Consider the following 22,848-nt stretch of genomic DNA (forward strand, 5'->3'; position numbering starts at 1 on the left):
CCTTGTGCCATCCTGCCCTATAGTTGAACCGTTGTAGGGCCAGACCTTACTTGGCTTCACACATAGTTTACAACCTCATTTGACTTACATTTTTTGTAATCGAAATCTTGTTTTTAGAGCCACTGTTCGTGTTAAAAAAGTTTCTGCAACAAGAAAATGCGACTAGAATGTGACTCTCTGGATCAGACGAAATGCATCTGCGGCACTCATTTGATTCGATATCTTTTTAGGATAATGCAGGTCCAACACTCATGACCGGATCTGATGTTGAACATGTTAAAGAAAACACGAGATGAAAGACGAAAATAAGGATAGTTGGCCCGATTTCTTTCCTCCTGAACTGGAGCTACCTCCCGAAGATGCTGTAGACGCTGAAGGAACTGTCTACCGGTTTGTAAAATCGATACCGCCTACAGAAACCTGTTTTTTAGCAACGCATCAGGAACAACCTCACAGGCATGAACGATGTGAGACGCTTGAAAAAAAACAAGCGGTATACGGAACTAGTGTATGGTCCAGCAAAGAATTATTACTGGAAGCGATAGCGTTCCTGCCACAAGGACTAGGACAGCGTAAACTAGCATGTGGGACAGTCAGTTCCAACATGGGAAAAATGCGAAAAACGCTTGAGGCTGGTCATTTAACCCTATGGCTCAAAAAAAACAGTAACATCCATCTGAATTTCAGCGAGGTGAAATAAATGGATATTTTCGCCCGTCATCCTTCTTTTGGTAAGCTTAGGATTATAAATGTTTACCTTGAATTTGATGGACCTAAAATTTTCTATGCAGAAAATGAAACTGGTTCCACTTTTTTTGTTTACTGGATTGGTGATGATGCCAATTTTGATAATTGGTATGTAATCCCGTGTTCAAAAGCAAGGATCATTGCTTTTGAAAAAGAAAAAATAAGTTTACGTAACATCCTTGAGCATCAAGAACAGGAATATTTTTACGATATCAAAATACCTTTTTCTGCTGATGATGAAATGGAAATTCATTTTAAGCACAAAAACAAAATGGCTGAAATCAGCCTTCCAAAGCCTGAAATTTATGTCAAACGAGTTGTTATATATGCGCCCAGCTTGCTTGAAAACAATCTCATCCCGACACATGAGATTATCGTATCGAAAACGAATAAAAAATCAAAGAAAAACATAACATTAGAGGGGGTGAGTCAAGTATGTGATCGATTCAGCGAACTAGTACTCGGCTTCAATAAATCTCGAGGAGTGAAGGGAAATCTGCAAGCTTTAAATGCACGGTATGGCTCTTTTGCCATTTCACTGCATGCAGAAGAATTGACTAAATTTGAAAGTTTCTTGAACCAAGTATCGACACTTATGGTCCATAAGAAGGATATAATACCTTTACTAACTCAAAGTGATATTGATATAAAGGTATTCCTTAACTTTCTGAAATCGATTGAGTTATCTAGTATTGATTTTGAATTACGTTCGTCCGCTGATACTAGTAACACTATAAAAATATTTAAAATAGATGCTGAAATTTATTTATCACGACTTAAGCATCGTGCACTAACATATATATCATCAATCAAAGTGCCACAAGGAAATGATATTGAGAAAGTTTTCTTGTATATCGAACTCAAATGGAATAACGAACCTATCACGGCAGAAACATTAAAAGTTAATGCGCGACTTGTTGATTATTATAAGCATTCAGCACTTATTCTAGGATTACTTGAGTTCAATGGTGAGTTAACACCGCAGGGACAACGAGTTGCCCTCTCAGATCTACCAACAAAATACAGGATTACAGCAAATGCTTTTGAAGCAAGTGAGTGCGCTTGGGCATGGATGAATCATTGCGACATTACTAGCCTTGCTGATATCGATCCAGGGACTGCAGAAGATTTTTTAACTAAGTGCTGCCCTTCGCTTACAGGAGATACTATCCCACGAAGAGCTAATACATTAGTGTCATGGTGCAGACAGTTAAAGGATCATTATGTTAATGGGAATGTGTTGCCCCAAAAAAAATAACATTTCTATAAACACTAACGAAATAAAGAGAGCAAAGCTCTCTTTATTCATCTGATACATGTTTTGATAGCTTCTGCAATTTTATAACGAATACATCCCAGTTATAAGAGCAGATTGCACCAAGCGATAAATAACCAATTTTCACACTAGCTTGTGCTGTATTAATACTCGATCCACCATTCAAAACCATTATTCCACTGTATAACAGACAAAAAATTAGTATACCTATTACAATAGATAGAATTGGTGCCATCAAATATCCCCACAGGTGGTCAATATCTAATTTTTTCGTTACAGCAGAATATTTATGCAAAGAAGTAATACCTAATGTAGCCCCACCGAATAAAGCACCAATTATAGTAAAGATCGCGAGCTTCATTTCTTCATTAGCAACAAAACTGTCCGACGCATGAATTAAATTATTCAAAAACGCATAATCACCAGCCCATGATAAAAAGAGGTACTTTATTGAAAAAAGTGTATAAGTCATTATGTAAACAAATATAACAAAAGATAAAAGAAGTCGCCGTCCATTAAATCCAATTTCAGTTGACTCGCTACTCACGTTAATATTCCTCTATGATACAAACTGCTAATGTGTTGAATGCATAATAACCTGTTTAGTTTTTGTTGTCTTGAGCCATTATACAAGTCAGCAGTATACACAGTTGCCATCTGCTGCAATTCCCCGAGGATGCTCCTTCCCAAATATCGCATAGATGATAATACTTTCATAGTTCCCAGCTTCCCTCCTAAATCCTCATCACACGCATTTGGATGGTTCTAACTATCTGAACTATAAGCACAGATTTACAGTTAAACCTTTTCTGCAGGTCACAAAAATAACCTACAAAGCTGTGATAAAATCACCTAACACTTGGTTGTATCCATTGCATAAGGCAACGATTTCATGGGGCAGTCACGCAATTTTGAGATGTTACGCAGTAAATGGCCTGATTTAGCAAGCCTTGCGACCGCAGCAGAACAGTACGTCCATTCCGATCCAGAAAGTTGCTTAGTTAAGCTACGTAACTATGACGAGCAAATTGTTCGCTGGATCTACCGACAGGAACACCTACCTGAAGGGTTCAAAGCTAGCTTGTATGATCTGATGAATGCTTCTGTATTTACCAGCATCATGCCTGAAGCAATTGTGATGAAAATGGATGCTCTGCGCATTCATGGCAATCGTGCAGCTCATGGAAGCACCATTAAAGCTCAGGATGCATACTGGTTGTTAAAAGAAGCATTTCTATTAGGGCTATGGCTTTACGTTCGTTACGCTCAGGGGAATGTTGATGACTGCCAACCTTTTGCTCTACCTCCATTGTCTGATGCCCTAAATACTTCAGTTAATCTTACGGAACAGCAAAAACGTTTAGATACAGCTATCAAAGATCTTGATAGTGCTCGTGAACGGGAAATTGCACTTCAGCGCGCATTGCAAAAAGAGCAGGAAAAAACAGAAATACTTGAACAACGCCTGCATGAAGTAAAAGAGCGTAACCAGCAAGTTGCTGACATTCTATCATTAGATGAAGCTGAGACTCGCCGCCATCTGATTGACTCACGCCTCATTGCTGCAGGCTGGGATGTAGCTACCGACGTAGCCAATACTGAACAGGTGTCTCAGGAGCATCCTGTTAAGGAACAACCAACGACATCAGGTAACGGATTTGCAGATTATGTACTATGGGATGATAGCCACAAACCAATTGCCGTAATTGAAGCAAAAAAAACTAAAGTCAGTCCAGATAAAGGCCGGACACAAGCCAGACTATATGCTGATTGGCTGGAGAAGGAATACGGCCAACGACCTGTTATTTTTTATACCAATGGTTACGATATTTATCTGTGGGATGACCATAAAACCCAGGGCTACCCGCCACGTAAAGTATTCGGTTTCTACAGTAAAGAAAGCCTGCAATATCTGATTCAACAACGCGAGACTCGCTTACCATTGAATGAAGTTCCTCACGCCAGAGATAGCAAAGGTGAGCTTATCGCTGGCCGCTTGTACCAGCAAGAGACCCTGGCGAGGGTAAGTGAACGTTTTACTCAAAAATATCGTCAGTCTCTCATTGTACAAGCTACCGGCACGGGAAAAACTCGAGTTGCTATCGCTTTAAGCAAACTAATGATTGATGCCCGCTGGGTGAAGCGTGTGTTATTCCTTTGCGACCGTAGAGAACTACGTAAGCAGGCAGGGAACGCGTTTAAACAATACATCAGTGACCCTATGTATGTAGTTGGCGTATCACCAAAGAAAGATATGCTTAATGCCCGTATCTATATTGCGACCTATCCAGGGATGATGAACATCATGGATCGCTTTGATGTTGGTTATTTCGATCTCATTATTGCTGATGAATCACACCGTTCCATCTATAACGTATACGGTGATTTGTTCAAATACTTTGATGCTTTACAGGTAGGTCTGACAGCTACCCCTATTGATATGGTCAGCAAAACCACTTTCGGGCTGTTTGGCTGTGAAGGACGCATTCCTACGGCGAACTATAGCCTGGAAGATGCAATCGCAGACAACAATCTGGTGCCCTATGAAGTTGTCACTCACACTACACAGTTTTTACGTGAGGGAATCAGGTGGGATAACTTAAGCAATGCACAGATACGTGAACTAGAAGAACAGAATATTGATCCCAATACACTGGAGTTTGATAGCAAAGCCATCGATGATCGGATCTATAACCGAGACACTAACCGGTTAATTATACGTAATCTGATGGAAAATGGCCTTAAAGATAAAGACGGCCAGCTTCCCGGCAAATCGATTATATTCGCTAGAGGGCACGACCATGCCATCTTGTTGAGAGATCTATTTGATGAAATGTATCCGCAGTTTGCGGGCCGCTTTTGTCAGGTTATTGATAATCAGGAAACCAGGTCAGAGCAGCTAATCGAAGATTTTAAGGGGTTGGATGAAAGCACCAATAAAGAACTTATCATCGCTATTTCTGTTGATATGTTGGATACCGGCATCGATGTACCAGAAATCGTCAACTTGGTTTTTGCAAAACCCGTTAAATCGAAAGTGAAGTTCTGGCAAATGATAGGCCGTGGAACGCGTTTAGCTAAAGGTCTGTATGGCGTTGATGAGAATGGAAAATCCTTGGATAAAGAGAAATTCCGCATCTTTGATCACTGGGGTAACTTCGAGTATCACGAACTAAATACAGAGGAAGCTGAGATTACAGCCAGCAAGCCCTTAGCACAGAAACGTTTCGAGGCATGGATTGAGCTAGGTCGGGCAGCATTACGAAAGTTTGATAAACAAGCAGTTAATCGAGTAGCCGCGCAGCTATTGGTACAAATTAATGCTCTTGATGAAAATTCCATAGCCGTGCAGGAAAGATGGCAGCAAAAAGCACAATGTAGCGATGAAAGGCTTCTGCAACAATTTGCCCCACAGACCCAACAGGTATTATTCGATTTTATTGCGCCACTAATGCAATGGGTAGATGTACGCGGCCAAAGTGACGCCATGCGTTTCGATATGGATATGCTAGCTGCACAAACTGCACGCTACACCAACGTAGAAGAGCTGGATGGGCTATGGCCTGCCGTAGTTGAAAAACTAGAACGACTCCCCCCTCATTTGGTGCAGGTACAGCAACAGGGAGAGCGCATTAATAATTTGCGAGAACTTTCTTGGTGGAAACAAGCTAGTTTTGATGATTTCGAAGACATGCGCGTTCATCTGCGTGGCATCATGCATCTGATGGAAAAAGAAGTCAAACCTCCATTTGGAACGCTTACGGTAGATATAACTGAGGATGTAACTCAGATAGAAACCTCCATAAGGAAAACACAAGTCCGAACTGTAGATTTCAGACTTTGGCGTCAACAGGTTCAAGGAGCTCTAGAACCATTATTCCAGCAAAACCCTGTGCTCAAGAAAATTCGCCATGGTGAACCAGTAACATCTGAAGAGCTGGAAGAATTGACAAAACTTGTTCTAATTCAAAATCCTAACGTCGATATTCGCGATTTGAAAAGCTTCTTTCCACAAGCAACTGCCAGTCTGGATAAGCTGTTACGCACGATTATCGGTATGGATGGGCAAGCTGTTGCCGAGCGCTTCGCTATGTTTGCATCTGAAAATCACCTTAACAGTCAGCAGATTCGTTTCCTAGAGATGCTCAAAAACTATATCCGTGATTACGGTACTATCGAGATGAAACAGCTCTTCGAACAGCCATTTACCCAGATACATGGTGAGGGTATCACCGGAATCTTCCCGAATATGCAACAGATCGTGACCTTGCAAAAAATCGTAGAAGAGTTGGGTGTAGTCATTCCATCACCGACGCTATAATGCTCCCATTCAAGCCTCGTGAATCCCAAGGCTTTCACTTTTCAGAGCTGCCATCGGTAGCGATAAATGCGAATTAAAGAAACTTTATGATCACAAGAGAACTAAAAAGCAGCATTGATAACTTATGGGAAGATTTTTGGGTTGGCGGCATCACTAACCCCCTGACGGTGATCGAGCAGATCACTTACCTGATGTACTCCCGGATGCTCGACAGCCTTGAGCTGAAGGACGAAAAGCGGAAACAACTGACAAACATCGATTTCAAGCCACGCTTTGCCCCTGAACAACAAGAGTTTCGTTTCAGCCAGTACAGCAATCTAGGTGCCGATGAAATGATGGAAGTAGTGCGTGACGGTGTGTTCCAGCATTTTCGGACATTAGGCAACAGTGATTCACTGTTAGGCAACTTTATGAAAGATGCCCGCCTAGAGATAGTAAAACCGTCACTGTTGACCAAAGCAGTCGAGATGATCAAAAACTTGCCGTTGGATCGTGGTGATACCAAGGGTGATTTATATGAATACTTGCTCAGTAAACTCACGACCGCTGGCATTAATGGTCAGTTCCGTACGCCCCGCCACATTATCCGCGCCGTCGTAGAGATGATGGAGCCTAATCCGGCTCGTAATGAAAAAATTTGTGATCCTGCTTGTGGTACTGGTGGTTTTTTGGCAACTAGCTATGAGTATCTACTGGAGAAATACAGCTCCCTAGAGTCGATTCATAGTGAATTAGGTGTGAACGAACGTGGTGAGTTGGAAGAACAGAAAATATATACCGGTGATCTGCTTACGGCATACCGTACCCACGTTGATCAGAATATGTTCCATGGATACGACTTTGATACCACCATGCTGCGCATCGCAGCAATGAACCTGATTATGCATGGCGTAGAACATCCGGATATTCATTATCAGGACACAATGAGTCAGAGTTTTAACGATAACTTCCCTCAGGCCAGTAAGAATGCATTTAACTTGATTTTGGCAAACCCACCGTTCACGGGTTCATTAGATGAAGAAGACATTGACCCTTCTTTGTTAGCAACCGTCAAAACAAAGAAAACCGAGTTGCTGTTTTTAGCGCGTATTCTGCAGATGCTGAAGGTTGGTGGTCGTAGTGCGACGATTATACCTCAAGGCGTTCTATTCGGTTCCAGTAAAGCACATCAGTCACTACGTAAGACACTAGTGGAGGATAACCAACTTGAAGCTGTTATCAACCTGCCTTCCGGTGTGTTTAAGCCTTACGCCGGTGTGGCAACAGCCATACTCATTTTCACTAAAGGTGGGCAAACTGATAACGTATGGTTCTACGACCTGCATAACGATGGCTACAGCTTGGACGATAAACGCAATCCAGTTAAAGAAAATGATCTGCCCCATCTTATTGCTAGCTGGAAGCACTACCGCCTGAATAAAGGTTTACCAACAGATAATTTTATCGGAGAGAAATTTAGCTCTCTTCTGAAACAGCAATACCCGCAAGGAATTAATATTACTTCTAATTACCAAGACCGTACTCAGTCTGCGTTTATAGTTTCAAAAGCCGATATATCAGCAGAGAAATATGATCTCTCTATTAATCGATATAAGAAAGTAATTTATGAAGATGAACAGCATGAAGACCCTAAACTGATATTGAATCGATTGAAATCCTTGGAGAAAGAGATTCTTATTGATTTGGAAGAATTGGAGAAAATGCTGTGAAATGGCCGACTGTAAAATTAGGTGAGCTTGTAGACATTAAAGGTGGCGGTACACCTGATAAAAATAACCCTGAATATTGGGGCGGAGATATCCCTTGGGCATCTGTTAAGGATTTTAAATCATCAGAGATCTCATCGACAATAGACAGCATCACCGTTCTAGGAGCAAGAAATTCGGCTACCAACATAATCCCTGCCGGTAACATTATTATCCCAAGCAGAATGGCATTAGGCAAGGTAGCTATAAATTTAATCGATATTGCTATAAATCAGGATCTGAAAGCTCTTTTCGTTAAAGATACTAATATTGTTGATAAACGTTATCTTTTACGATGGCTAGAATCTCAAAGTCGCTACATCGAGAGCGAAGGAAAAGGAGCTACAGTTAAAGGTATTACATTACCTTTTATAAACTCACTGAATGTACCGCTCCCCCCTTTACACATTCAGAAAAAAATCGCAGATACGCTTGATATAGTAAATACTATACGTATTAAACGAGTTCAGGCCATCAAACTTGCCGACGATTTTCTGCGTGCAAAATTTTTGGATATGTTTGGTGACCCAGAAAATAATTCAAAAAATTTTCCTATTGGTACTATTAGAGATCTAGTCAGTACTGTAAATTATGGCTCATCAGATAAAGCATCTGAAACAGATGGCAAGTATCCTATCCTTAGAATGGGAAATATTACCTATCAGGGCGATTGGGATTTAACTAGCCTAAAATATATTGACTTAGATGAAAAAAATAAAGAAAAGTTTCTGGTCAAAAGAGGTGACTTATTATTCAATAGAACCAACAGCAAAGAGTTGGTAGGAAAAACAGCTGTTTTTGATAGTGAGCAAGAGATGGCTTTTGCTGGATATTTGATTAGAGTCAGGCCAAATGAAAATGGAAATAATTATTACATTTCAGGATATTTGAACTCTGTACATGGCAAAAATACATTACTTAACATGAGTAAAAGTATTGTTGGCATGGCAAATATTAATGCTCAGGAAATGCAAAATATTAACATTCTTATACCACCCCTGGATCTACAAATGGCATATGAAAAGATATATAAATCAGTAAAAAGAAAATTATTATCACATACTGCGAGCAAAGTTGAGCTGGAAAACTTATTCAATTCCATTTGCTATAAATCATTTTATCAAAAGGAAAGTATATGAAATTAACAAAGTTATCGCTTACTAATTTCAGGTCCTTTAAGAAAACGCAAACCATAGAGTTTTCCCCATTAACTCTCTTAGTGGGGCCTAATTCTGTCGGTAAGAGCTCAGTATTGATGGCTCTTTTCTATTTACAACAAATAATCGAGAAAGGTCAATGCAACCCTCAAAAGCTAGAAGCACTAAACGATAAGTATGTCGGTGGTTTTGAAAAATTGGTTCATGGACATGATCTGACTAAAACTATAAAAATAAAGATCGAGTTCATTAAAGATGGACGTATTGGGAGCAGCTACGGAGCAATTGAAGATCTTTTCGAGGATTTAAACATAGGAATATCTAGCCCTTCAGAAGGGGCAGATAAAATGTCTATCGATTTTGAAATAGCTTGGTCCATACCCTTACAAACCGCATACATTTCTCGATATACTGTAGCCTTTGACGATCAAAACATTGCAGAGATTACTAGTGATTCAGGTCTTAAACAACCGATACTGAGTGCAATCAATTTTCTACACCCATTGTTATTGCCTGACAATCATGATGAGTGGTTAGTAAATCTTATCGATGAGGAGAAATCTATTCATGAAGCTCTAAAAGAAACTGTATTCTCTATTTTTGACGAAAAAAACATTGATTATAGAGATGTTCATAAAGGTTATGATAATAATCTAGAAAATAGAATAAACTCTCTGACTTTTAATGAAAATGCATATGTAAGTGAATTTCATGAAAGTATTACTGAACCAAGAATGCATAGCACTAATAACATTACCTCTACTGACGAAGAGTTAATTAACGAAAACTCATTTACACCATATAAAATAATTCACGCTCCCATTTCTATTGAATGTCATTGTGGAGCTCTCCCAAAAATTGGGAAAAAATTAAAAACTTCGCTAGCCCTAGAAAATATTCGTTTTAATGAAAGAGTAATAGAGATTCTCAGTGATTTACTGGTTGCACCTATTGATAACTTATATGGAATTTTAAAAGAAAGTTTATGCATTGGGCCACTTCGCATAGTTCCAGATGAATTATTTAAACATCAATATGAATATCAACAAAAAGATTGGTATGATGGTTCAGCAGCCTGGCATGCATTAGGCCTGACTGATACAAGGTTAATGAATTCAGTTAATGATTGGATATCAAATAAATGTAAATTGGACCTTGGTTATGGAATTGCATTACGCGTTGACAAGAGATTTTCAGAAATAAAACGAATTTTAAAAGAACAAACATTCCAATCCCTTGAGAAAAATTTAAACATACAAATTGATTCTTTATATAAATACAAAACAGAACAAAACATTGATGAAATCTCCACTAAATTTGGATATTCTCTTTGGGATACAAACAATAATATTCCCGTTTTACCAAATGAAATCGGAGTCGGCATTCCACAGCTAATGCCATTAGTCGTTGCAACATTAAGTCGTAGGCAAGGATTAATAGCTTGCGAGCAACCAGAACTTCATGTTCATCCCCGGATACAAGTTGATATAGGGGACTTATTAACACAGGCAAACCACTCTGTTGGATTTATAATTGAAACTCATAGTGAACATTTAGTACTTCGCTTGCTCAAACGCATTCGCCAAACAACAGAAAGTGAACTACCGACAGGATTCTCTCCTGTGATATCAAGCAACATTTCAATAATTTATCTTGAAGAAAAAATAGATGGAGTTCAAGCCACACGCATCCATATAGATGAAGATGGAGAATTCAAAGAACACTGGCCGCATGGATTCTTTTCAGAAAGAAGAGAGGAGTTAATGTAATGTTACATGAATGCGTAATTAATCCATCTCTGTTACTCGATTTCGCCAAAAATAGGAGAGATTACAGTGATTTCATAAGAAAATTCACACTAGGCAGTTCATTTATATATTGTGATTTTCCTCAAATAAAAAAAATGAAGCGGAAAATTATTGAATCACAAGATCCTAACGCTAACGATCTTGAAAAAACCAGACTTATAGAACTTATAAATTCAATTGGCGAATTTCACAAAGCAAAAAGATTAAATATATACAACGGGGATTTGAATTGGTCCGAAAATATACTACGTGAGAATGAAAAGCATAATTTTGGTCATGTTGTTTCGGCTGAAAATTTAGACATCCCAAATTATTTAGATTTTAATGGGTTCCTAGAAATTAATTACCCCCTCCAAAAAAGAATACGTAAATCAATTGAAGACATTGATGGCTCAACATCAAGTTTACTCAGGTTATCTGCTGAAGTGATATTAGTAGATCCATATTTCAAAGGCAGTGATAGATGGTTAAACGTACTTAAAGCTATTGTAGCTTCAGTATTTAATTACAACTCAAATGACGAAATCAATATCATCATAATTTTCGATGGTTCTAAACAAAACGCTACAACTGCAGAACATATAAAGTTTAATATTCAACGAGTTAACATAAACATCCCCGAAGGAAAAGAACTAAATATTATTATAAGATCTCTATCTGAAAAAGCTGGCGGCCCATCCCTACATAATAGATACTTGTTAACAGAGTTAGGCGGCTTTTGCTTCCCATACGGTCTTGATGAAAGTGATGCTACAGATGATATATTTATTCTTAACAAAGAAAACCATAATATTAACTGGCTACAATACACAAGTTTAAATTATTATAATGTAATCGAAGAAGCCATAATTAATTATTAGGCATGAAAATTTGAAAGAACCACGATAAAATCTCGTGGTTCTCAATACCCTTCATATATTTAAAGAAAACACATCAAAAATTTTAATTATTCAATCTAATCCTACCAAATTCAAACGGGCTAACCACCTTCTCCCGATTCACATCCAGATAGTCCGCCCACCATTGCAGCATTAGCCTGCGCTCCCCCAAATGCTCGGCCTTATGAATGTAAGCCGCGCGCACAGAGTTACGTTCCTGGTGACTCATCTGCCGCTCTACCGCATCCTTCGACCACAATCCCGACTCAATTAATGAACTACATGCCATAGTCCTGAAACCATGCCCACAAACCTCAACCTTCGTATCATAGCCCATCACCCTCAGCGCCTTGTTCACCGTGTTCTCACTCATCGGCTTACGCGGATCGTGATCGCCCACGAAAATCAGCTCTCGGTTCCCGTTCATGCATTTGATCTTTTCCAGAATGGCGAGAGCTTGCCGTGATAAGGGTACAAGATGTGGAGTCCGCATTTTCGAACCTCGATGTGAATGCTTCACACCTTCCAAATGTTCACGCTCTCCCGGAATCGTCCACATTGCCGATTCAAAATCGACTTCTGACCAGCGAGCAAAACGTAGTTCACTAGAGCGGATGAAGACTAACAACGTCAGCTCCACAGCTAAGCGTGTTAGCGGTCTGCCGGTATATGTATCGATACGATGAAGTAGTTCAGGAATACGATTAAGTTCTAGCGCAGCACGATGCTGTCGTTTAGCTGTGGCAACTGCTCCAGCGATCTCTTGGGCAGGGTTATAATCGATTAAACCGCTCTGCACGGCAAACCGCATAATTGCTGTAGTTCGTTGTTGTAGACGTGCCGCCACCTCAAGACGTCCAGACATCTCTACGGCTTTAATGGGAATAAGTAAATCTCTGGTTTTTAACTCAGCGATATTCCGCTTACCAATCGTATCGAACAGATTATCTTCCAGACTTTTAAGAACACGGCCACTATGCGACTCAGACCACTTTTGATTGCTAGCGTGCCAATCTCTGGCAACAGATTCAAAGGTAATTGCCTGCACCTCTTTTACAGCACGCTTATGCTCGCGAGGATCGATACCTGCAGCAACAAGCTTTCTGGCCTCTTCTCTCTTTTGACGAGCACCAGCCAGTGAAGTTTCAGGGTAAACCCCAAAAGCCATCAGGTGCTGCTTACCACCAAAACGAAAGCGGAAGCGCCAGTATTTTGAGCCGTTAGGGTGAATAAGCAAAAACATGCCATCCCCATCGACAAGGGTGTACTCCTTTTCCTGCGGTTTCGCAGAACGTACTTTAGTATCTGTCAGAGCCATAAAAGTTCTCCTTCCATGTGCCGCTGTGAGTATACAACCATTATCGAACCAGCATATATACTCGGTTCTATACTCACAAGCGACTTGATGTGGGTTGACTTAGATTGACTGCTGTTGAAAGGATAATCGCGGAAAGCCTTGTGTGGCGCGGATTTCAGGCACAAAAAAAGACGTCCGTTGACGTCTATTGATGTTCCGATGGTGCCGAAGGCCGGAATCGAACCGGCACGCCCGTGGGCGGTTGATTTTGAATCAACTGCGTCTACCAATTCCGCCACTCCGGCACAGAAGTGTGTTCTGGAAAACGTCGTTATTATACTTGCGGCACTCTGTGGTGCAACAACTATCACTGAGGCGGTTTGCTGAGTGGTTAAAAAGACGGCGTTTCAGCAGGATACGGGATTTGTGCGGTGGCGGGAGAATCCCGCTTTATTTCCGCACTGAATAATAATATTTTTTTATTTGCCGCGATTGTGCCCCGGATGAATAGACATCAATACAATTGCTTATATAATCCTCTCCGGTTCCCGATAAATGTGAGGTGGGTATGGGCTTTGCCGGATGGGTTGCGACAGGTATTTTTATTGGTATCGTCATTGGTATCCTGTTACGTATCTTCAAAAAATAACTGACTTACAGTGTCATATCCCTGTGTCTGCATGGAAGGCTGTTGAATTATCATGAGTAAATTACACCGTCATATTGTACGCCTGATGCCGTTATCGCTGCTGGCTATCGCGCTGTCCGCCTGTTCTTCGCAGCCGGAGAAACACAGTCAAGCGTCTGCCGAACGTCCGCCGCTTGACTGGTCTATCGTTGAAAGCAATCCGGAAGCACTGAAGCTGGCACCACAGCTGGTCGATGAGATCGGTGAGAAGATTTTCTCCGAAACCGATGCCCGCGGTATGTTTATGGTGGTGATTGATAATAACGAAGTGTTTCACCGCAGCTACGGCGAGACCCGTCCCGGAAATGGTATTAAGCCACGGACGGATTCGCTGATCCGCATTGCGTCCGTCAGTAAGCTGATGACCAGCGAAGTGATGGTGAAGATGGCGGATGACGGCCTGGTGAATCTCAATGATCCGCTGCAGAAATACAGTTATAAACAGTCCTCCGTGCCGTCCTATAACGGCAAGCCGATCCGCCTGTTCCACCTGGCAAGTCATACCAGTATCCTGCCGCGTGAGCAGCCCGGCGGGAAATGGGGTCGTCCGGTATTTACCTGGCCGAGCCGTGATCAGCGCTGGACCTGGCTGAAAACCGCCAAACTGACGGCTCAGCCGGGAACGGAAGCCGCGTATTCCAATCTGGCCTATGATTTACTGGCAGATGCCCTGGAAAAAGCCGGAAATCGTCCGTACAGCGAGCTGTTCCGCCACTATGTGACACAACCGGCGGGTATGAAAGATACGACCTATAATCCGTCTGCCGCGCAGTGTAAGCGGCTGATGGTCGGGTTTAAACCGAGTGATTGTTACAGCACGCTGGCCGCTATCGGCAGCGGCGGTGTGTATTCCACCCCGGCGGATATGCAGAAGTGGATGCAGCGTTTCCTCTCTTCCGGTAACACGCAGCGCAAAGCGACGGCCACCAAAGAGCAGACCATCTATTTTAAACGTGGTCATCTGAATGAAATTAAAGGGATGGACGTTGCCGGTGAGGCTGACGGTCTGGGTCTCGGCTGGGTGTATCTGGCGCCGGTCGGGGATATTCCGGCGATTTATCAGAAAACCGGCGGCGGCGGCGGATTTAATACCTATATGGCGATGATACCGGAGAAAAATATCGGTGTATTCGTGGTGATGACCCGCAAAGACGGTAGTAAATTCAGTCCGTTACCAAATGGTGTCAATGACCTGGTCCGCTCCCTGGCAGATCTGCATACCCGTAATTACCTGTGATACAAAAGAGCATGCCCGCATCAGGCGCGGGCATGTTCTGTATATGCAGTGACTGTTTCCTTACCCCTTCACACACACCACCTGACGCAGTGTATGCACAATTTCCACCAGTGATGACTGTGCGGTCATCACCGCATCGATATCTTTGTACGCCATCGGGATCTCGTCGATCACATCGCTGTCTTTACGGCACTCCACATGAGCAGTAGCGCGCTGCTGGTCTGCCACTGAGAAGCGTTTTTTCGCTTCGGTACGGCTCATCACACGACCTGCACCATGGCTGCATGAGCAGAAGCTTTCTTCGTTTCCGCGTCCGCGCACAATGTAGCTTTTCGCGCCCATAGAGCCCGGGATGATCCCCATCTGCCCTTTTTGTGCCGATACCGCCCCTTTTCGTGTTACCAGAACTTCCTCACCAAAATGCTGTTCTTTCTGCACATAGTTATGGTGGCAGTTTACGGCTTCCTGCTGTGTGGTGAACGGTTTGGTGATTTCGCGGGACAGTGCTTCCAGCACGCGGTGCATCATCACTTCACGGTTATGACGGGCAAAATCCTGCGCCCAGCCGACCGCTTCCATATAATCGTTAAAATGCACGCTTCCCTCTTCGAAATACGCCAGATCGCGATCCGGCAGATTGGCAATGTGCGTCTGCATATCTTTTTGTGCCAGCGAGATAAACAGGTTGCCGATGGCATTACCGACACCGCGTGACCCGCTGTGCAGCATCACCCAGACAAAATCTGTCTCATCCAGGCACAGTTCGATAAAGTGGTTCCCGGTTCCCAGCGTTCCCAGATGTTTGTAGTTGTTGGTATTACGCAGTTTCGGGTATTTATCGCAGATACGGCGGAACTGCTCATCCAGCTGCATCCAGTGGTTATCAACAATATCCGGGACATTTTTCCAGGTTCCCTTATCCCGTCCGTGACGTTCAGTAGTTCGTCCGTGCGGTACCGCGGCCTCAATGGCAAAGCGGATATTTTGCAGGCTATCCGGCAGGTCGGACGCGGTCAGTGAGGTTTTCACCGCAATCATTCCGCAGCCGATATCCACGCCGACAGCGGCCGGGATAATCGCGCCTTTGGTCGGGATAACACTGCCGATAGTCGATCCCTTACCGACATGCACATCCGGCATTACCGCCAGGTGTTTAAAAATAAAGGGCATTTTTGCCGTATTCTGCAATTGCAGTACCGCTTTCGGATCCACCGGTACACCGTTTGTCCACAATTTTACCGGCGCACTGTTTTCCTGAATCAGTTCATTAAAATCACGACTTATCATTTTTACATTCCTTTCGTTTGGTACCGGTAGTATTGCGATAAGTGTGCCAGTTTTGTTTAATCGGAAAAATTTATTTATCTTTATGATATTTAAAGAATAATTAATTACATCGATTTTTAAGATAACATCCTGCTCTGAAATCCCGTATGCTGTTTTTATCTTTTAATATCGTCTTTTATCCGGAAAGATAAATCATGTCATCCGCAAAGAAAAACGTTGTGATTGGTGTTCTCGGCACGGTACTTGACCGGCGCGGCAAGAAAGCCAACCGCTGGCATAAATGGCGGCCGAGTATCGGGCTGTGTCAGCAGCCGGATCTGCATATTGACCGCTTTGAGCTGGTTTATCAGCCGGGTGATATGCAGACCGCAGGCCGGGTAAAAGAGGATATAGAGCAGGCCTCCCCGCAGACTGAAGTGATGCTGCGCGAGGTGGATATTGCCGACCCGTGGGATTTTGAGCAGGTATATACCGCATTGCTGGACTTTGCCACTCACTACCCGTTTGATACTGAAAATGAAGAGTATCTGGTGCATATCACCACCGGCACCCATGTGGTGCAGATTTGCTGGTTCCTGCTGACCGAAGCCAGCTATCTGCCCGCGCGTCTTATCCAGACTGCCCCGCGCCATGATGCGCGGGATAAAGATCCTGCCGGGGTGTATACCATTATTGACCTCGATCTCAGCCGCTATACACAGATCACCGGACGCTTTCAGAAAGAGCAGCAGGCACAGGTCGCGTTTCTGAAGTCCGGCATCGCCACGCGCAATGCCGGATTTAATACCATGATCGATAAAATCGAGCGTGTTGCTCTGCGCTCCGCCGCCCCTGTTCTGCTGACCGGGCCGACAGGTGCCGGAAAATCATTCCTGGCACGGCGGATTTATGAACTGCGCCGCAGCCGCCATCAGGTAAAAGGGCGTTTTGTGGAGGTGAACTGCGCCACACTGCGCGGCGATAATGCCATGTCCGCCCTGTTCGGCCATGAGAAAGGGGCATTCACCGGGGCGGTTCAGGCGCGCGGCGGACTGCTGAAAGAGGCGGACGGCGGGATCCTGTTTCTGGATGAGATTGCCGAGCTGGGCGCCGACGAACAGGCAATGCTGCTGAAAGCCATTGAGGAAAAACGATTTTTCCCTTACGGCTCGGATCATGAAACAGAGAGTGATTTTTCCCTGATCGCCGGCACACACCGCAATCTGGCACAGCGGGTCAGCGAAGGGCTGTTCCGTGAGGATTTATACGCCCGCATCAATATGTGGACCTTTGCACTGCCGGGACTGGCACAGCGGCGCGAGGATATTGAGCCGAACGTGGATTATGAGCTGGCGAAATACAGCCGCGATCAGCAGACCCGTGTCCGGTTTGATACCGACGCCAGGCAGCACTACCTCGCCTTTGCCTGCTCACCACCGGCTTTGTGGCGCGGTAACTTCCGTGAACTGAGTGCCTCTGTCACGCGGATGGCAACCTTTGCAGAGAACGGGCGGATCACCACCGCACTGGTGGAGGAAGAAACCGAACGGCTGAAAAATCAGTGGCACAGCACGGAAACAGCGGTGACGTTGCCTGCCGGGGTGGGTGAAATTGATTTATTTGATCGTCAGCAGCTGGAAACTGTAATTGCCGTCTGCCGCCGTTCACAGACACTTTCTGATGCCGGTCGCACACTGTTTGCCGTTTCCCGTCAGCAGAAGAAACAACCCAATGATGCTGACCGGCTGCGGAAGTATCTGGCCCGTTTTAATCTCAGCTGGGAACAGATTACCGGCCGCTGAAATGACAGAGCCGGTCAGTATGCACTGACCGGCTCCGGATTCGGATGTCCGTAACTGCTTACTTACGTTTGATCAGCATATATAAACTGATCGCCAGGAACAGCAGGCTCGGCAGCAGTGCACCCAGTAGCGGCGGGAACTTATAGGTCAGGCTGAGAGAGCCGAAAATCTCATTGGAAACGTAGAACACGAATCCGCAGGCAATCCCCGTCACAACCCGCACGCCCATCGCTACCGAACGCAGCGGCCCGAAGATAAACGACAGCGCCATCAGCATCATGACCGCCACAGAAAGCGGTGCGAACACCTTTTTCCACAGGTTCAGCTGATAACGTCCCGCGTCCTGTCCGCTCTGCTGTAAATAATCAACATACTGATACAGGCCGCTTATCGACAATGCTTCCGGGTCCAGTGCGGCCACACTCAGTTTTTCCGGAGTCATCTGCGTCTGCCAGGTCATGGACAGTTTCTGCTCACCGGCAATCACATAAGTATCCTGCAGAATGGATTCCTGTACCTGACTCAGTGTCCAGGTATCGGAATCCGAATTGTAGTCCGCCGCCGCCGCACTGAGGATAGATTTCAGTTTGTGGTCGTCGTTCATCCGGTACAGTGTGATGCCCTTGAGCTGGGTTTCGCTGTCAACGCGCTGGATATAGATAAAGTCACTGCCGTCTTTGGCCCACATCCCGCGGTTGGTTGCCAGCAGAGACGCGCCGCTTGTTTTCTGTGCACGGTAGTTACGTGCCCACTGCTCACCGGACGGCGCGAGCCATTCACCGACAATCATGGTCAGGATCACCAGCGGGATAGCGGTTTTCATCACCGAACCCGCCACCTGGAGGCGGCTGTAACCGGAAGCCTGCATCACCACCAGCTCACTGCGGGTCGCCAGTGCACCCAGCCCCATCAGAGCCCCGAGCAGTGCTGCCATCGGGAAGAAAATCTGAATATCCTTCGGGATACTCATGATGGTATACAGCCCGGCATCCCAGGTGGAGTATTCCCCCTGGCCGACTCTGCGCAGTTGATCGACAAATTTGATAATCCCGGATAATGACACCAGCATAAACAGGGTCATCATGATGGATTGCAGAATCGTCCGCCCGATGTAGCGGTCAAGAACAAGTACTTTAAACATCAGGCAACCCCCTGAACACGGGCAGAGCCAAAGCGCAGACGGCGGACAGCTGTGGTATTCCACAGATTCAGTACCACCGCGAGAGCCAGATAACTGAGATTAACCACCCACGGCCAGACCATCGGATCCAGCTTGCCCTTCTCGCCGCTTGAACGCAGCGAGCTTTGCAGCAGGAAGAAAATCAGATACAGCAGCATCGCCGGCAGCATACTCAGTACGCGCCCCTGACGCGGGTTTACCTCGGAGAGCGGTACTACCATCAGCGCCATCACCACCACGGAGAAAATCAGAGTCAGACGCCAGTGGAATTCCGCGCGGGCTGCTTTGTCTGTCTCTTTCCATAGTTCAGACAAGGTCATCTGCTGGTAGTTACTGTCACCGGTTTTTGCATCACGGTGATCAACAATTGCCTGATAATCGGTAAAATCCGTGATCCGGAAATCACGCAGATACGCGGTTCCCTCATAACGGGTGCCTTTATCCAGCACCACCACCTGATTACCGTTCTCTTTTTCGGTCATATGGCCGCCGTCCGCCACCACAATGGACGGACGCTGTTCGTTTCTCGCCCAGAGCTGGGCAATAAAGACATTAGTGAACTTATTACCGTCAACATCCCCGAGATAGAGCACCATACTGCCGTCATCAGAGACTTTAAACTGCCCGCCGACCATCGCGGTCACGCCCGGGTTGGCTCTGACTTCCTCCAGAACCTTTTCCTGATACTGGGATGACCACGGCATCAGCCAGACTACATTGACAGCCGCCACGATGGCGGTAAAGAACGCCAGGATCATAGCGGCTTTCACCAGCACATTATTACCCAGACCACAGGCATGCATCACGGTGATTTCGCTTTCGGTATAGAGTTTGCTGTAGGTCATCAGCAACCCGAGGAAGAGACTCAGCGGCAGAATGAGCTGCGCCATCTCCGGGATACCCAGCCCCAGCAGTGACACGACGAGTCCGGCCGGGATGCTGCCTTCAACGGCGGCACCCAGGACTTCAACCAGTTTTTGACAAAAGAAGATAAGCAACAGGATAAACAGAATCGCAATCTGTGCTTTTAATGTTTCTCTTACCAGATATCTAATAATGATCACGCTTAATACGCCTGTGAAAACTTGTGTTTTTGCATGAAAATAGCTAACTTCGTTCTGTGTTGACTATTTGTGTGCATTATTTTGCCGGCCTGAGGATGATTCCGGTATCAGACTACGCTTTTTCCTTCCTGTCAGGAAAGAAACGGAATTTTCATGAGATTCAGGACTCATAAAGTGCGCACACAGCTTATCATAAACTGTTTATAATCGATGGTGCAGATTAGTGCGAACGCTACATTTTAGCGGCAGCAGTTGTCTTTGTCTTTAAGATTCAGGAGAGCGCATGGAGTTTAGTGTAAAAAGCGGCAGCCCGGAAAAGCAGCGCAGTGCTTGTATTGTGGTCGGGGTTTTCGAACCGCGTCGTCTGTCTCCTGTGGTGGAGCAGCTCGATAAAATCAGCGACGGCTACATCAGTGCTCTGCTGCGCCGCGGCGAGCTGGAGGGCAAGGTCGGGCAGTCTCTGCTTCTGCACCATGTCCCGAATGTCCTGTCCGAGCGTATCCTGTTAATCGGCTGCGGGAAAGAACGTGAACTGGATGAACGCCAGTACAAACAGATTATCCGGACGACCATCAATACCCTGAATGAAACCGGGTCAATGGAAGCCGTCTGTTTTCTGACCGAGTTACATGTCAAAGGCCGCAATAACTACTGGAAAGTCCGGCAGGCGGTTGAAACAGCCAAAGAATCTCTCTATGTCTTTGATCAGCTGAAGAGTAACAAAACCGAATTACGCCGTCCGCTGCGCAAGCTGGTCTTCAATGTACCGACCCGCCGCGAACTGCCGACCGGCGAAAAAGCGATCAGCCACGGTCTGGCGATTGCCGCCGGTATCAAAGCCGCGAAAGATCTGGCCAATATGCCGCCGAATATCTGTAATGCCGCTTATCTGGCATCTCAGGCGCGTCAGCTGGCAGACAGCAACTCTCCGGTGCTCAGTACCCGTGTCATCGGCGAAGAGCAGATGAAAGAGCTGGGCATGCTGGCGTATCTGGCCGTCGGCCAGGGATCACGTAATGAATCCCTGATGTCGGTGATTGAATATAAAGGTAATCCGGATCCGGAAGCACGTCCGATCGTGTTAGTCGGCAAAGGCCTGACCTTTGACTCCGGCGGTATTTCCATCAAACCGGCTGACAGCATGGATGAGATGAAATACGACATGTGCGGCGCGGCAACCGTCTACGGCGTGATGCGCGTGGTGGCGGAGCTGGGTTTACCGCTCAATGTGATCGGGATTCTCGCAGGCTGTGAAAACATGCCGGGCGGCAATGCCTATCGTCCGGGGGATATCCTCACCACCATGTCCGGCCAGACAGTTGAGGTGCTCAATACCGATGCGGAAGGCCGCCTGGTACTGTGTGACACACTGACCTACGCCGAGCGTTTTGATCCGGAAACGGTGATTGATATCGCCACACTGACCGGTGCCTGCATGGTCGCACTCGGTAACCACTTCAGCGGCCTGATGGCAAACCACAATCCGCTGGCGCACGAGTTACTGAATGCCTCTGAACAGGCGGGTGACCGTGCATGGCGTCTGCCGCTGGCAGAAGAGTTCTACGAGCAGATCGAGTCCAATTTTGCGGATCTGGCAAACACCGGCGGCCGTCTCGGCGGCGCTATCACAGCGGGCTGCTTCCTGTCCCGTTTTGCCACCCGCTATAACTGGGCGCATCTGGATATCGCCGGAACCGCATGGCGCTCCGGAAAAAACAAAGGTGCGACAGGTCGTCCGGTTGCACTGCTGTCACAATTCCTGTTAAATCGTGCGGGTATCAGCACCGACGACTGACCGGAATTGCCGGGCCTTTGCGGCCCGGAAAAAGCATAAAGGTAACGGGGGATTGTGCTATCCTGAGCAATCCCCTTTTCTGCTATCAGAGATATTATGAAAAACGCCACCTTCTACCTGATGGAACAGCCATCCCCTTTTGATGACCTTGAGGCCCACGAGTGGCTGACCTGTCATCTGGCGGGTGAAGCCTGGCGCAGCGGGAAACGGGTGCTTATCGCCTGTGAGTCACAACAGCAGGCGGAGAAACTGGACGAAGCCCTCTGGGCGCGGGAGCCCGATGCCTTTGTTCCGCATAATCTGGCCGGAGAAGGCCCGCGTTACGGCGCACCGGTTGAACTGTGCTGGCCGCAGAAACGCGGAAATTCCCCGCGTGATTTGCTGATAGCCCTGCTGCCGCAGTTCACAGATTTTGCGACAACCTTCCGTGAAGTGATAGACTTTGTGCCTATCGATGAACACTTAAAACAGTTGGCGCGCGAGCGATATAAAATCTATCGCAGCGTCGGCTTTACGATGACCATGGCCACGCCGCCAGCTTACTGATAAACAAAGATTAAAAATGGAAAAGACAACCGACAACCAAC

16 protein-coding genes and 1 tRNA gene are annotated in these 22,848 nt (G+C 45.4%); 11 read left to right on the forward strand and 6 right to left on the reverse strand.

Features of this window, described 5'->3' with window-relative positions:
- Window positions 1–292 precede the first annotated feature (292 nt).
- Both GN208_RS09295 and GN208_RS09300 read left to right on the forward strand, forming a co-directional pair.
- Window positions 293–700: a hypothetical protein gene (locus GN208_RS09295; protein WP_117145814.1), complete on the forward strand. Its 408-nt coding sequence runs from the start codon at window positions 293–295 to the stop codon at window positions 698–700.
- Window positions 701–2,005, forward strand: a complete 1,305-nt coding sequence (locus GN208_RS09300) for a DUF6575 domain-containing protein (protein ID WP_243828349.1) — start codon at window positions 701–703, stop codon at window positions 2,003–2,005.
- A gap of 43 nt (window positions 2,006–2,048) precedes the next feature.
- Here the strand turns inward: GN208_RS09300 and GN208_RS09305 are convergent, their stop codons facing one another.
- Entirely contained in the window at window positions 2,049–2,570 is a 522-nt protein-coding gene (locus tag GN208_RS09305) for a hypothetical protein (protein WP_219274461.1), read from the reverse strand.
- 345 nt (window positions 2,571–2,915) lie between these two features.
- Here GN208_RS09305 and GN208_RS09310 point away from each other — a divergent pair, with 345 nt between their 5' ends.
- The 5 genes from GN208_RS09310 (at window position 2,916) to GN208_RS09330 (ending at window position 11,914) form a co-directional block, all read left to right on the forward strand.
- A complete protein-coding gene (locus tag GN208_RS09310; RefSeq protein WP_232959451.1) occupies window positions 2,916–6,344 on the forward strand; it encodes a DEAD/DEAH box helicase family protein in 3,429 nt (1,142 codons plus the stop codon).
- An 86-nt stretch (window positions 6,345–6,430) separates the two neighbouring features.
- The gene (locus tag GN208_RS09315; RefSeq protein ID WP_112201917.1) at window positions 6,431–8,053 is read left to right on the forward strand and encodes a type I restriction-modification system subunit M; all 1,623 of its coding nucleotides are present in this window, start codon (window positions 6,431–6,433) and stop codon (window positions 8,051–8,053) included.
- Window positions 8,050–9,228 (forward strand): restriction endonuclease subunit S, encoded by a 1,179-nt coding sequence (locus GN208_RS18120; RefSeq protein WP_232959450.1) that lies wholly within the window; start codon window positions 8,050–8,052, stop codon window positions 9,226–9,228. Before GN208_RS09315 ends, GN208_RS18120 begins: the two co-directional genes overlap by 4 nt.
- Entirely contained in the window at window positions 9,225–11,015 is a 1,791-nt protein-coding gene (locus GN208_RS09325; protein ID WP_243828350.1) for an AAA family ATPase, read from the forward strand. The genes GN208_RS18120 and GN208_RS09325 overlap by 4 nt, the downstream gene beginning before the upstream one ends.
- On the forward strand, window positions 11,015–11,914 hold the full coding sequence (locus GN208_RS09330) for a hypothetical protein (protein ID WP_117145816.1): 900 nt from the start codon (window positions 11,015–11,017) through the stop codon (window positions 11,912–11,914). The genes GN208_RS09325 and GN208_RS09330 overlap by 1 nt, the downstream gene beginning before the upstream one ends.
- 82 nt (window positions 11,915–11,996) lie before the next feature.
- Here the strand turns inward: GN208_RS09330 and GN208_RS09335 are convergent, their stop codons facing one another.
- Window positions 11,997–13,250: an integrase arm-type DNA-binding domain-containing protein gene (locus tag GN208_RS09335; RefSeq protein WP_219274464.1), complete on the reverse strand. Its 1,254-nt coding sequence runs from the start codon at window positions 13,248–13,250 to the stop codon at window positions 11,997–11,999.
- A 199-nt stretch (window positions 13,251–13,449) separates the two neighbouring features.
- A tRNA-Leu gene (locus tag GN208_RS09340) sits at window positions 13,450–13,534 on the reverse strand.
- Window positions 13,535–13,930: 396 nt separating this feature from the next.
- On the opposite strand from GN208_RS09340, the gene ampH reads away from it, so the two are divergent.
- Entirely contained in the window at window positions 13,931–15,154 is a 1,224-nt protein-coding gene (gene ampH, locus GN208_RS09345) for a D-alanyl-D-alanine-carboxypeptidase/endopeptidase AmpH (protein ID WP_004234620.1), read from the forward strand.
- A gap of 60 nt (window positions 15,155–15,214) precedes the next feature.
- On the opposite strand, the gene GN208_RS09350 is transcribed toward ampH, so the two are convergent.
- The gene (locus GN208_RS09350; protein WP_004234619.1) at window positions 15,215–16,441 is read right to left on the reverse strand and encodes an RtcB family protein; all 1,227 of its coding nucleotides are present in this window, start codon (window positions 16,439–16,441) and stop codon (window positions 15,215–15,217) included.
- 194 nt (window positions 16,442–16,635) lie between these two features.
- On the opposite strand from GN208_RS09350, the gene rtcR reads away from it, so the two are divergent.
- Complete coding sequence (rtcR, locus tag GN208_RS09355) at window positions 16,636–18,222, forward strand: RNA repair transcriptional activator RtcR (RefSeq protein ID WP_004234618.1); 1,587 nt, start codon at window positions 16,636–16,638, stop codon at window positions 18,220–18,222.
- A 58-nt stretch (window positions 18,223–18,280) separates the two neighbouring features.
- Here the strand turns inward: rtcR and lptG are convergent, their stop codons facing one another.
- Both lptG and lptF read right to left on the reverse strand, forming a co-directional pair.
- Window positions 18,281–19,363 (reverse strand): LPS export ABC transporter permease LptG, encoded by a 1,083-nt coding sequence (lptG, locus tag GN208_RS09360; RefSeq protein ID WP_004234617.1) that lies wholly within the window; start codon window positions 19,361–19,363, stop codon window positions 18,281–18,283.
- Complete coding sequence (gene lptF, locus GN208_RS09365) at window positions 19,363–20,466, reverse strand: LPS export ABC transporter permease LptF (protein ID WP_015422306.1); 1,104 nt, start codon at window positions 20,464–20,466, stop codon at window positions 19,363–19,365. Before lptF ends, lptG begins: the two co-directional genes overlap by 1 nt.
- A 283-nt stretch (window positions 20,467–20,749) precedes the next feature.
- Here lptF and pepA point away from each other — a divergent pair, with 283 nt between their 5' ends.
- Both pepA and GN208_RS09375 read left to right on the forward strand, forming a co-directional pair.
- Window positions 20,750–22,261, forward strand: a complete 1,512-nt coding sequence (gene pepA / locus GN208_RS09370) for a leucyl aminopeptidase (RefSeq protein ID WP_004234614.1) — start codon at window positions 20,750–20,752, stop codon at window positions 22,259–22,261.
- A gap of 96 nt (window positions 22,262–22,357) precedes the next feature.
- Complete coding sequence (locus GN208_RS09375; RefSeq protein ID WP_004234612.1) at window positions 22,358–22,807, forward strand: DNA polymerase III subunit chi; 450 nt, start codon at window positions 22,358–22,360, stop codon at window positions 22,805–22,807.
- Window positions 22,808–22,848 lie beyond the last annotated feature (41 nt).

Source organism: Morganella sp. HSTU-ASny43 (assembly GCF_022819185.1).
Taxonomy (GTDB): Bacteria; Pseudomonadota; Gammaproteobacteria; order Enterobacterales; family Enterobacteriaceae; genus Morganella; species Morganella morganii.

Excerpts from the sequence above, each read along its gene's own strand:
- GN208_RS09295 (WP_117145814.1), top strand. The coding sequence starts at position 293 with ATGAAAGACGAAAATAAGGATAGTTGGCCCGATTTCTTTCCTCCTGAA.
- GN208_RS09300 (WP_243828349.1), top strand. The coding sequence starts at position 701 with ATGGATATTTTCGCCCGTCATCCTTCTTTTGGTAAGCTTAGGATTATA.
- GN208_RS09310 (WP_232959451.1), top strand. The coding sequence starts at position 2,916 with ATGGGGCAGTCACGCAATTTTGAGATGTTACGCAGTAAATGGCCTGAT.
- GN208_RS09315 (WP_112201917.1), top strand. The coding sequence starts at position 6,431 with ATGATCACAAGAGAACTAAAAAGCAGCATTGATAACTTATGGGAAGAT.
- GN208_RS09325 (WP_243828350.1), top strand. The coding sequence starts at position 9,225 with ATGAAATTAACAAAGTTATCGCTTACTAATTTCAGGTCCTTTAAGAAA.
- GN208_RS09330 (WP_117145816.1), top strand. The coding sequence starts at position 11,015 with ATGTTACATGAATGCGTAATTAATCCATCTCTGTTACTCGATTTCGCC.
- GN208_RS09335 (WP_219274464.1), bottom strand. The coding sequence starts at position 13,250 with ATGGCTCTGACAGATACTAAAGTACGTTCTGCGAAACCGCAGGAAAAG.
- ampH (WP_004234620.1), top strand. The coding sequence starts at position 13,931 with ATGAGTAAATTACACCGTCATATTGTACGCCTGATGCCGTTATCGCTG.
- GN208_RS09350 (WP_004234619.1), bottom strand. The coding sequence starts at position 16,441 with ATGATAAGTCGTGATTTTAATGAACTGATTCAGGAAAACAGTGCGCCG.
- rtcR (WP_004234618.1), top strand. The coding sequence starts at position 16,636 with ATGTCATCCGCAAAGAAAAACGTTGTGATTGGTGTTCTCGGCACGGTA.
- lptG (WP_004234617.1), bottom strand. The coding sequence starts at position 19,363 with ATGTTTAAAGTACTTGTTCTTGACCGCTACATCGGGCGGACGATTCTG.
- pepA (WP_004234614.1), top strand. The coding sequence starts at position 20,750 with ATGGAGTTTAGTGTAAAAAGCGGCAGCCCGGAAAAGCAGCGCAGTGCT.
- GN208_RS09375 (WP_004234612.1), top strand. The coding sequence starts at position 22,358 with ATGAAAAACGCCACCTTCTACCTGATGGAACAGCCATCCCCTTTTGAT.